Source organism: Allostigmatella hybrida, assembly GCF_020103775.1.
Classification (GTDB): Bacteria; Myxococcota; Myxococcia; order Myxococcales; family Myxococcaceae; genus Hyalangium; species Hyalangium aurantiaca.
The window spans coordinates 32,828-43,269 of record NZ_JAHXBH010000026.1 but is presented as its reverse complement, the minus strand read 5'-3'; the positions used below and the strand labels follow the sequence as shown (position 1 = coordinate 43,269).

The window sequence follows — 10,442 nt, the reverse complement described above, 5'->3', positions numbered from 1 at the left end:
CTCGGGATTAAGGGTTTTTCAGCGCCTGCAGCTCCGCCGCGAGCAGCTCCGCGAGCTGCTCCTCGGACAGGGCTGGCTCTTCGCCGGAGGGGGGAGGGGGAGGGCGGGGCGCCGGGGGCGGGGGCGCCGCGGGCCCGGGGGCCTTGAGCCGCGCGGCTTCCAGCAGGAAGCCCGTCAGGGCCTCGAGGTTGGGCTGATCAAAGGCGAGGGAGCTGTTGAGCTCCAGCTCCAGCTCCTGCTCCAGCAGGCCCTTGAGTTCGACGGCCTTGAGCGAGTCCACGCCCAGCTCCATGAGGTTGTCGCGCGGGCCAATCTCCGCGGGCTCCATGCCCAGCCGGGGACCGAGCTGCTCCTGGAGGAAGTCCATGAGCAGCCGGGCCCGGCGCTGGGGGGAGGCGGCCCGCAGCGAGGCAATGAGACGTTCCTTGCCTGCCCCGGGGGGCAGGCCTTGTGGGTGTGTCACGGGATTCTCCTTGAAGGGGAACGGCGGGCGCTCAGGCCCCGGGGGAAGCGGCGGGCGGGGCGTCGGACTCGCCCGTGATGGCAATCAGCGGCTCGCCTTCGCTCATGCCCCCGTGGTCATCCTCGAAGCGGCAGTACGTCTTGAGGAACATGGACTTGCCCCGGCTCATCACCTTGCTGATCTCCACCCGCCCGGTGAAGTGCGCGGACTTCATCTGCCGGCGGAACGAGCTGGAGAACTGGACGATGAGGAAGTCCGAGAGCTGCCGGCGGCGGTACTCCTCGATGTTCCAGGAGGCCAGGGGCTCCAGCTGGCGGTGCGCGCAGGTGGCCAGCAGGTAGTAGGCGAGCTGGTTGTAACAAATGTTGAATTCAACGGCGTTGAAGTGCCCCGTGTCCGCGATGTAGCAGGACTCCGGAATGGAGAACTCTCCCACGGCCGCCGCCCGGACGGCCCGGGAGCGGCTCTCCGGCGGCAGCGCACCTTCGTGCTCCAGGTGCGCGCGCAGCAGGTAGCGGCAGTGTGTTTTGTAGGGGAGCAGCACCTGCTGGAGCAGGGCCGGATCTTCCACGATGAGGGGGGAGGCCTTGGGCTCGATGGCGCTCATGGTTGGCTCTTGTAGAAGGGCAGCTCGTCGTAGATGCCGATGCGGTAGCTCTTGCTCGGCTCCCCCAGCGGGTTGTCGGAGGCCTTGTGCAACAAGGCCCGGTTCTCCCAGAGCAGGACGTCACCGGGCTGGTAGGAATAACTCTGCACGTGGGCATCCTGCTCGATGAAGGCAAACAGTTTCGCCATCAGCGCGCGGTTCTCCTCGTGAGACAGGCCTTCGAGGCCCGTGGTGAAACCACTGCTCACATAGAGGCTCTTGCGGCCCGTCAGCGGGTGCTCGATGACCGCCGGGTGGGTGATGGCGGGCACCTGCTTCTCCACCGCGGCGACGATGTCGACGAGCGCCTTGTCGATGTCCTCGGGCGTGATTTTGTAGCGCCACTTGCCCTCCTGGATGGCGCGGCGGCCCTCCACCAGGTTTCTCAGTTCGGCGGGCAGCGCTTCGTACACGCGCTGCATGTCGATGAAGTAGGTCTCCCGCTTCGCCTTGGGCAGGACCTGCGGATAGACCATGACGAGCGGCAGCGGCTCCTGGAAGAACTGGTAGTCCGTGTGCCAGTAGCGGCCCGTTCCCGAGACGCCCACCTTCTTGCCATCCTCAAGCACGTTGGAGGAGACGAAGAGTTCGGGGTACTTGGGGTGGTGGTAGTTCTGCTGAAAATAGACCTGGGGCCTGCCGATCTTCCGGGAGAACTCGATGTATTCCTCGGGCGAGGGGCTCTGCCCATGGAAGATGACGAGCTTGTGTTCGTAGATCGCCTGGCGGATGCGCTTGGCATCCTCGGCGGTCGTGGCCCGGAGATCCAATTGAGAGATCTCCGCGCCAATCTGACCCGGTGAGAGGGGTTGGATTTTCATGGGGCAAGCCTCGCGTGGGAGGCAATGCCCCCCGGGAATGGTGTCTGTGTTGTGATTCGAGCACTGTGAGGGAGGGGTCTGACATGCTCGAAAAACCAGACAGGCGGCACAGGTCTGTCAGACGTCCGCGCTATGTCTTGATGACATGAGCAATCGAAACGGCTGGGAGAAGGATGTCGTTGAGCGGCTCGTGACCCTGGTGGAGACCCGCGCTCAGCCCCTGGCCGCGCGCATGGCGCCCATCCCGGTGGAGCACTACCGCTCGCGCGAACGATTGGAATTGGAGCGGCGCCACGTGTTCGAGCGCTTCCCCCTGGTGGCCGGTTTCAGCACCCAGGTCCGTGAGCCCGGGAGCTTCTTCACCCACGACGCCTCGGGTGTCCCCATCGTGGTGACGCGCGATACCTCGGGGGTCCTCCGGGCCTTCCTCAACGTGTGCAGGCACCGGGGCGCGAAGCTGGCCGGGGAGGCGTGCGGCTCGGGCCGCACCGTGCTCGCGTGCCGGTATCACGGCTGGCGCTACGGGCTGGATGGCAAGCTGCGCGCCGTGCCGGGCCTGAAGAGTTTCCCGGACCTCAACCGGGAGGAGCGGGGGCTCGTGCCGCTTCCGGTGGCCGAGCGGCATGGCCTCGTCTTCGTCCGGCCCACGCCCGGGGAGCCGCTGGAGCTGGAAGCGTTCCTGGGGCCGGTGTTCGAGGAGCTGGAGTCGTATGGCTTCTCGCGCCGCGTGGTCTTCGAGTCCTCGGTGCGGACCGTGGCCTGCAACTGGAAGCTGATGGTGGAGACGGTGCTTGAGGCGTACCACATCTCGGTGTTGCACCGGAAAACCGGGGGGCTCGCCTTCGAGGAGAACCTGGTGCTGTTCGATGAGTCCACGCCTCCCCACGGCCGCTTCGTGCTGCCGCTGCGAGGCCTCCAGCGGCCGGAGGAGGTGGCGCCGGGCAGCCTCCTTCAGTACGCGAGCCCGCTCTACTGGATGTTCCCCAACAGCGTGATTCTCTTCTCGGGCGCGTTCGCTCACTTCCTGTCGATGTTCCCCCTGGACGAGGGCCACTGCCGGGTCCAGGGCGCCTCGCTCCGGTTGGACGGCCCCGTCGACGCGGAGGCCCAAGCCGCGCTCCAGCAGGAGTACGGCCAGTACTGGGCCACCATCCTGGAGGACATCTCGGTCACCGAGAGCATCCAGGCGGGATTCGGTTCGGGCGCCAACCGGGAACTGCTCCTGGGAGGATTCGAGTCCGTGGCGGACACGCACTTCCACGCGGTGCTGGAGCGCCTGCTGCGCCAGGGGTGATGACAACTGTTGTCATCCTGGTGACCACGGTCACCACCCCTCGCCCCCCGGAGATGAAGGGCACTGAAGGTTTGAGGGGGAGATAAACCCCTGAAAACCGAGGGGCACGCACGTTTCTTGATTTCTGCGTACATGGCACGGCCATCGCAGGAAGGGGCTTTCATGGCCCTTGCCCCCATCTCGTCCCGGAAGCCGGTTGTCCCTCAGCCCCCCGTTGAGCGCGCGAGCGCTGTCGAGAAGAACGAGAAGAAGCTGGAGCCGGTGGTTCCCCCTCCCGCGCCGAAGCAGGCCCAGGCCCCGCTGAATCCGGCGGGGGACGCGTTCGAGCCGGCGGGGGCGGTAGCGGCGAAGGCGCACAGTATGATCGTCCTTCCCAAGGACACCCCCGCGGCGGACGTCGAGCGCATCCAGGGGACGATGGCCGCCGGGGCGGAGCTGTTGGAGGCCACCCGCGCAAACCCTCCTCCTCAGCCGGTCCAGCCGGAGAGCGTCTCCGGGGAGGAGTTCGCGAAGCAGGAAGTGGACGTGAAGACGGTGGGGGACCGCCGCAAGGACATCGAGGACACGCAGCGCAAGCTGCACGAGGAGACCACGAAGAAGACGGAGGAGCTCTTCGCCCAGGCCGAGGGCACGGCGCCGGTGGACTTGAACACCGAGGTGAACAAGCTCTCCGACTCCGAGGCGGAGCTGGTGCGCCGCGATGACAACGGCGGCATGGTCGAGCGCACCGTGGCCAGCCGGGGCGCGGATGGGGCGGTGGCCCTGGACACGTCCTCTTATGAGGATGGCGTCAACCGGCGGGACCGGGTGGCCACCAAGCCCGATGGCAGCTCGCGCGTGCAGCGCGCCGAGTGGGCGTCCGAGACGAACGAGGTGGCCCAGCCCAAGTCCTTCGAGGACATCGAGAAGGCGCGCGACCGCAACCTCACCTACACGAGCAATGACGTGCGCTACGAGGACGGCCGGCTCAAGGTGGACGAGTACGCCCAGGCCGATGGCGGGATTACCGGCAGCCGCACGAGCTTCTACGAGCAGAAGGGCGACAAGGGCATCGACAACAAGCTGGACAAGCCCTTTGACTACGACAAGCCGGTGGAGCGGACCGATACCTATACGTACAAGATTCCGCCCCCGGGCGAGGATGGCTCCCAGGGCCACCCCCAGTACAACCGCACGCAGACGTTCTCCCAGGACGGCGTGCAGGCCACCTCCTACGTGGACCGTGAGCTGGACGGGCACACGCAGTACGCGGGAGAGGGGCCCCACAACCGCGAGGACGCGGACCGCGTGCGGGATGAGTACGGCAAGCACGGCGGCGAGGACTATGACGCCAACGAGGGCAAGCCGCCCAAGCGCTGGTTGATGGAGATCCAGAAGGGCCCGGATCAGATGCAGTCGCAGACCTTCATCGAGGGCACGCCTGCGGCCACCATCAAGACGACGAAGTCGCGCGAGGGCAGCACCGTGCGCGAGAGCTACGAGGGGAAGACCTTCAAGCCCGACGAGTCGGGGAAGCTGGCGGACGTGAAGGGCGAGTCCGCCCGCACGTACGCGCAGGATGGCTCCCTGGAGAAGATGGACGCCACGAGCACCGAGGCGGACGGCTCCACGACGGAGCAGCACTACAACAGCAGCCGCCAGGCCACCGGCGCGGGGCTGGAGCTGAGCGAGTCCCTGGAGACCCAGCGCACCGTGGACGGCAAGACGAGCGCATCGCTGCGCGAGGACATCTCGCTGCTGTCCGGCCAGGGCGCGCAGCTCGTCAACTCCCGCAACACCGTGACCGACGCCGACGGGCGCCAGGCCGTCCACGAGCTGGGCCAGGGTGGCGAGCGGATGTCGCTCTCCGGCCCCGGGGGCGCGGACCCGCGCGACATCGCGGATCCAGAGACGCTCGGCGATGACCCCACCGGCAAGGAACTGCTGCTCCAGGCGGGCATCTCCACCTCCAGCACCGTCAGCTCGTACCTGAACAACGGCGGGGCCCGCTCGCTGGAGATGCTGAGCAACCTGGGCCAGGACGCGCACCGGCTGCCGGCGCTGGCCTCGAAGGTGCTCGGCAACGATACGCTCCTGAAGGGGCTGGAGGGCGCGCGCGGGGGCATGGCCGCGCTGGGAGGCGTGGCGGGCGCGGTGGCCGGCGGCATGGAGCTGGCCGAGGGCATCCGCAAGAAGAACGTGCCGGACATCTTCAAGGGCCTGTTCGACACCGGCATGGGCCTCACCAACATGTACCAGGGCGGCAAGGCCTTCTTCGATGCCATCAAGGGCGTCACGGACACGGCCGCGGACGCGTCGGGCACCGTGGCCAAGGGCATGGGCAACTGGGCCAGCGTGCTGGGCAACGCGAAGGTGGCCGGGGCGGTGAGCTCCACCGTGCTCAACTCCGTGAAGGGCATGGGCGGCCTGGGCAAGGTGGCCGGCGCCGCGGCGGAGCTGGGCGCCAAGGGGCTGAGCGCGCTCAAGAGCATGGGCGGCTTCATGAACGTGGCCGGCGCGGCGGTGGGCACGGGCCTGGGCATCATGGACATCGTCGGCGGCGCCCAGAGCAAGGACGGCGCGCAGATCGCCAAGGGCGCCGTGGGGGTCGCGGGCAGCCTCGGCGGCGCCATCGCGGCGGGTGCCATCGGCGGCCCCCTGGGCATGGCGGTAGGGCTCGGGGTGGGGCTGTTGACCTTCGGCTTCGGCAAGCTGATGGACCTCATCAGCGACAAGAAGCACAAGATCGCCGAGCTGCAGATCGGCTGAGCCCCCGGGCCCGCTCGCCCGGGGTGGGAGGCCCCTCGGGGGGCCTCTGCCTTCGGGGGGCTTACTTGCGCTGGAGGCTGAGGTACTGCTGCATCAGCGCGCGCGCCTCGCTGAGCTTGGCCTCGACGAAGCGGTCATCCTCGTCCGGCTCCGGCGGGGGGGCGGGCTTCTCGGTGCCCTTGCCCACCTCGTCACCGAAGTCCACCGCGGCGGCCAGCAGGTTGCGCGCGGGGTTGTTGCCCAGCAGGCGGGCCAGCACCGTGGTCTCCACCTCGAGCCACTTCGCCGACTGGCGCAGCACATCGAGGAACTCACCCTCCAGCGCCTTGGGGGGGCGGCCCGGGCCGCTGAAGCAGACGCGGGCATAGCTGTTGTCCCGGTCCGCGAAGAGGCCCAGCACGCGGTCCCGGAAGTCCTGCGCGAGCGCCTGCACCACCTTGTCCAGGTGCTCCTCCAGCAGGCCCTCCTTGCCCTTGCGGCCCGCGGAGGGCTGCATTCCCTGCACCTCGGCGACATGCCAGCCCGCGTCGGTCAGCGCGCTGGCGGACTGCGACCACTTCACTTCTGGCGTGGGCTGACCTACCTCCTCACAGACGCGACGCAGCGTCTGGCGCAGCGCGGTGAGGTTTCCTTCGACGTCGGAGAGGAAGAGGATGAGGCGCGGGTGGGACAAGCAGGTCTCCTAAAAGTGAGCCTCTTTCAAAGGCCGCGCGGCGATCCATAATTTCCGTTTCGCCGCGCGCCTGCCTGTCCCGCTGGAGAGCAGCCGGCCTTACAGGGGGATGTTCCCGTGCTTGCGGGGCGGGTTCTCCTGCCGCTTGTTCTTGAGCATCTCCAGCGCCCGGATGACCTTGGCGCGCGTCTCCTCGGGGCGGATCACCTCGTCGATGTAGCCCAGCTCCGCCGCCTTGAAGGGGTTGGCGAACTTCTCGCGGTACTCGTTCACCTGGCGGGTGCGCTCGGCGTTGGCGTCCGATGCCTTGGCCAGCTCGTTGCGGAAGATGATGTTCACCGCGCCCTCGGGGCCCATCACGGCGATCTCCGCGGTGGGGTAGGCGTAGTTGATGTCCGCGCGGATGTGCTTGGAGGCCATGACGTCATACGCCCCGCCGTACGCCTTGCGGGTGATGAGCGTCACCTTGGGTACCGTGGCCTCGGCGAAGGCGTAGAGCAGCTTGGCGCCGTGGGTGATGATGCCGCCCCACTCCTGCTCGGTGCCGGGCAGGAAGCCGGGCACGTCCACCAGCGTGACGAGCGGGATGTTGAAGCAGTCGCAGAAGCGCACGAAGCGCGCCGCCTTCACCGAGGCGTCGATGTCCAGGCAGCCGGCGAGCACCGCGGGCTGGTTGGCGACGATGCCCACGGGCCGGCCGTTCATGCGCGCGAAGCCGATGACGATGTTCCGGGCGAAGTGCTCCTGCACCTCGAAGAAGTGCTTGTGGTCGACGATGGCCCGGATGATTTCCTTGATGTCGTAGGGCTTGTTGGGGTTGCTGGGGACGAGCGTCTTGAGGCTCTCCTCGGCGCGGAACACGTCGTCTTCACACGGCTGGGCGGGCGGATCCTCCTGGTTGTTGGAGGGCAGGAACGAGAGCAGCTCGCGCGTCATCAGGATGGCGGCCTGCTCGTTGTCCGCGGCGAAGTGCGCCACGCCGGACTTCTGGTTGTGCGCGAGCGCGCCACCCAGCGCCTCCTTCGTCACCTCCTCGTGCGTCACCGTCTTGATGACGTCCGGGCCGGTGATGAACATGTAGGAGGTGTCCTTCACCATGAGGATGAAGTCGGTGATGGCCGGCGAGTACACGGCGCCGCCCGCGCACGGGCCCAGGATGAGCGACAGCTGGGGCACCACGCCCGAGGCCAGGGTATTGCGCAGGAAGATGTCCGCGTAGCCGGCGAGGCTCTCCACGCCCTCCTGGATGCGCGCGCCGCCCGAATCGTTCAGGCCGATGACGGGCGCGCCCACGCGGGTGGCCATGTCCATGATCTTGCAGATCTTCTGCGCGTACGCGCCGGACAGCGAGCCACCGAAGACGGTGAAGTCCTGGGCGAAGACGAACACCTGCCGGCCCTCCACGGTGCCGTAGCCGGTGACGACGCCGTCGCCGAGGATCTTCTTGTCCCCCATGCCGAAGTCGCTCGAGCGGTGGGTGACGAACTTGTCCAGCTCGCAGAAGGAGCCGGGGTCCAGCAGCAAGTCGATGCGCTCGCGCGCGGTGAGCTTGCCCGCCTCGTGCTGCTTGGCGATGCGGTCCGCGCCGCCACCGAGCTCCGCCTGCTTTTCCATCTGCTGGAGCCGTGCGCGCAAAGGATCTTTCTCGGAGGTTCCGTCCATGGACATGGGGCCGCCCTCTAGCACGATCGAGGGCGGGACGGGGGGCCGCGGTGCGGGGGCGGGCATCCGGCGTCCAGCGGTGGACGCCCGCCTTCAGGCGGGGGGAAGCGGGGCTACTTGCCCACGCCCACCGCCGCCCAGCTCTCGGCGACCTTCTTGGCCTCGGTGGAGCCTGCGCCGTACAGGTCCGTGGCCGCCTTCACCGTGGCCTCGCGGGCCTGGGCGAAGGTGGTGCTCGGCGTCATGTAGTGGGCCAGGGCGCGGTAGTAGATCTTCAAGCCCTTCTCCATGCCGATGCCGTCCTGCACCGTGGCCTTGGAGGTGCGGTTGGTGCCTCCGTTGGCCAGCAGGTAGAAGGCGTTGTTGGCGATGCCGCTGGAGCCGTGCACCTCGGTCTGCTTCGGGTAGTTCTTGTAGTGGTCGACCGAGTAGCCGTCCTTCGTCGGGTCGTCCATGTAGCGCAGCGCGTCAGTGGCGTCGCCATTGGTGGGCGTCCAGGCGTCCTCGCCCACGGCCCAGTCGAACTGCACCGCCTGGTTCTGCTGCGAGGCGTACCACTCCACGCCGGTGCCGATGATGTCGCTGAAGGCCTCGTTCAGGCCGCCGGACTCGTTGCGGTAGAGCAGGCCCGCGGTGCGCTCGGTGAGGCCGTGGGCGATTTCATGGCCGGCGATGTCCAGCGTGGTGAGGGGGCCTGCGTCCTTGCCGTTTCCGTCGCCGTAGTTCATCTGGGTGCCGTCCCAGTACGCGTTCACGAAGTCCTTGCCGATGTGGATGTTGGAGATGAGCTTCTCGCCCTTGCCGTCCAGCGAGTCGCGGCCGAGGACGTTCTTGAGCATGTCGTAGGTCATCTGCGCGCCGTAGTGCGCGTCCACCGCGGCCTTGTTGCGCGACGGGTCCGTGGCCTCGCCCCAGACGTTGTTGTTGTCCTGGATGGCCACGGGGTTCTGCGCCTCCTCCTTGCCCTGGGCGTCCAGCGTCACCACGCCCTTGCCGCGCGTGCTGTCCTCCAGGCTGTAGGTGCCGTCCGCGTTCTTCTTCGTGGCGAGGTCCACCTTGCCGCTGTAGAGCGTGGTGTCATCCACCGTGCCGCTCGTGGGCGGGGCGGGGGGCTGGGGCTTCTCGGCCTTGGGCGTGGAGGTGCCGGGCTGGGCGTGGGGACGCTCGATGCCGCCGAGCTGGTTGAAGGACTCGAAGAGCTTGCCGCTGTTCGCGTCGAGCAGGTAGTTCATCCGGCGCGGCTGCGCGTCGCCGCCGAGGTTGGACAGCTCCACGCGGTACGCGGACTGATACTCGCCCTTGGCGTCCTGGTAGAGCACGCGCTCCACCTGGGGGGCGCGGTCCGCCGGGCCGCCGAACTGCTTCTGGGCGATGGCCAGCGCGTCCTTCTCGGTGAGCTTCGGCTGGGTGGTGCCGAGCCCCGTGGGCAGGGAGGACGTCTCACCGGTGAGGCCCGCGAACTTCCCGTCTGCGTCCAGGTGGCCAATCACCTGCTCGCCGAAGACCTTCACACCCTCGTGGACGCGGTCCATGCGCACGTGCGTCATGCCCAGCTCGTCGCGCTCGATGGCGCGAGGGGTGAAGGCCTTGGAGGCGTCGAACCGGGGGCCGATGAGGCTCGCGCCCGGGGGGCTCTTCTGCTGGGAGATGAAGCTCAGCGTGGACTGGACGGCGGCCTGGCCCTCGCGGCTGTTCACGGCGACCGGGCCGGGGATGGGCGTCTCGCGCGCGGAGGCTCCCGTCAGCTCGGTGGGGGCGCGGCGGGCGGGGGTGAAGGAGGACTGTTCCGAGGCGCCCGGGCGCGCGGACGCCACGGGCGTCTTCAGCGTGTTGGGGGCCGCCGGGGCAGCGGCGGGGGTGGCGGCGGTGCGGGACGCGGAAGCAGCGGGGGGCTGGCCATCCAGGCGGCGAATGCTCACGGGGTGCCTCGGTGATTAATGGGGGATGAGATACATGTATTATCGGGGTGGAGGTGAAGGTGTTGCTTCGTGGGATTAAATAGGTGGAGGTAGGTGCAGCACTCCTGTTGTCTCACTCGATGGGAAAGGGAGAACGCGGTGTTGCCCAGTCCTGGAGGGACAAAGTGTTGAAGGGATTTTGGAAAATTACAATAGGGAGACCAAGAGCCGCGCGAA

At 67.9% G+C, this 10,442-nt stretch carries 8 protein-coding genes; 2 read left to right on the top strand and 6 right to left on the bottom strand.

Going from position 1 to position 10,442, the window contains the following annotated elements:
- Positions 1 to 7: 7 nt before the first annotated feature.
- Genes KY661_RS29105 through KY661_RS29095 form a run of 3 tightly spaced genes read right to left on the bottom strand, consistent with a single transcriptional unit; the run spans position 8 to position 1,930 of the window.
- Positions 8 to 463 (bottom strand): acyl carrier protein, encoded by a 456-nt coding sequence (locus tag KY661_RS29105; RefSeq protein ID WP_225413328.1) that lies wholly within the window; start codon positions 461 to 463, stop codon positions 8 to 10.
- A gap of 31 nt (positions 464 to 494) precedes the next feature.
- Complete coding sequence (locus tag KY661_RS29100) at positions 495 to 1,070, bottom strand: FcoT family thioesterase (protein WP_225413327.1); 576 nt, start codon at positions 1,068 to 1,070, stop codon at positions 495 to 497.
- Positions 1,067 to 1,930 (bottom strand): TauD/TfdA dioxygenase family protein, encoded by an 864-nt coding sequence (locus KY661_RS29095; RefSeq protein WP_225413326.1) that lies wholly within the window; start codon positions 1,928 to 1,930, stop codon positions 1,067 to 1,069. Before KY661_RS29095 ends, KY661_RS29100 begins: the two co-directional genes overlap by 4 nt.
- A gap of 145 nt (positions 1,931 to 2,075) precedes the next feature.
- On the opposite strand from KY661_RS29095, the gene KY661_RS29090 reads away from it, so the two are divergent.
- Together KY661_RS29090 and KY661_RS29085 are read left to right on the top strand one after the other, a co-directional pair.
- Positions 2,076 to 3,224: an aromatic ring-hydroxylating oxygenase subunit alpha gene (locus KY661_RS29090; protein ID WP_225413325.1), complete on the top strand. Its 1,149-nt coding sequence runs from the start codon at positions 2,076 to 2,078 to the stop codon at positions 3,222 to 3,224.
- Positions 3,225 to 3,386: 162 nt separating this feature from the next.
- Complete coding sequence (locus KY661_RS29085; RefSeq protein ID WP_225413324.1) at positions 3,387 to 5,972, top strand: hypothetical protein; 2,586 nt, start codon at positions 3,387 to 3,389, stop codon at positions 5,970 to 5,972.
- A gap of 61 nt (positions 5,973 to 6,033) precedes the next feature.
- On the opposite strand, the gene KY661_RS29080 is transcribed toward KY661_RS29085, so the two are convergent.
- The 3 genes from KY661_RS29080 to KY661_RS29070 all read right to left on the bottom strand — a co-directional run bounded on the left by KY661_RS29080 (position 6,034) and on the right by KY661_RS29070 (position 10,226).
- Complete coding sequence (locus KY661_RS29080) at positions 6,034 to 6,645, bottom strand: hypothetical protein (protein WP_075007774.1); 612 nt, start codon at positions 6,643 to 6,645, stop codon at positions 6,034 to 6,036.
- A 99-nt stretch (positions 6,646 to 6,744) separates the two neighbouring features.
- Positions 6,745 to 8,307: an acyl-CoA carboxylase subunit beta gene (locus KY661_RS29075; protein ID WP_225413372.1), complete on the bottom strand. Its 1,563-nt coding sequence runs from the start codon at positions 8,305 to 8,307 to the stop codon at positions 6,745 to 6,747.
- A gap of 113 nt (positions 8,308 to 8,420) precedes the next feature.
- On the bottom strand, positions 8,421 to 10,226 hold the full coding sequence (locus KY661_RS29070; RefSeq protein WP_225413323.1) for a M4 family metallopeptidase: 1,806 nt from the start codon (positions 10,224 to 10,226) through the stop codon (positions 8,421 to 8,423).
- Positions 10,227 to 10,442 lie beyond the last annotated feature (216 nt).

Coding starts and splice junctions, on each gene's coding strand:
- KY661_RS29100 (WP_225413327.1), bottom strand. CDS start 1,070: ATGAGCGCCATCGAGCCCAAGGCCTCCCCCCTCATCGTGGAAGATCCG.
- KY661_RS29095 (WP_225413326.1), bottom strand. CDS start 1,930: ATGAAAATCCAACCCCTCTCACCGGGTCAGATTGGCGCGGAGATCTCT.
- KY661_RS29090 (WP_225413325.1), top strand. CDS start 2,076: ATGAGCAATCGAAACGGCTGGGAGAAGGATGTCGTTGAGCGGCTCGTG.
- KY661_RS29085 (WP_225413324.1), top strand. CDS start 3,387: ATGGCCCTTGCCCCCATCTCGTCCCGGAAGCCGGTTGTCCCTCAGCCC.
- KY661_RS29075 (WP_225413372.1), bottom strand. CDS start 8,307: ATGGACGGAACCTCCGAGAAAGATCCTTTGCGCGCACGGCTCCAGCAG.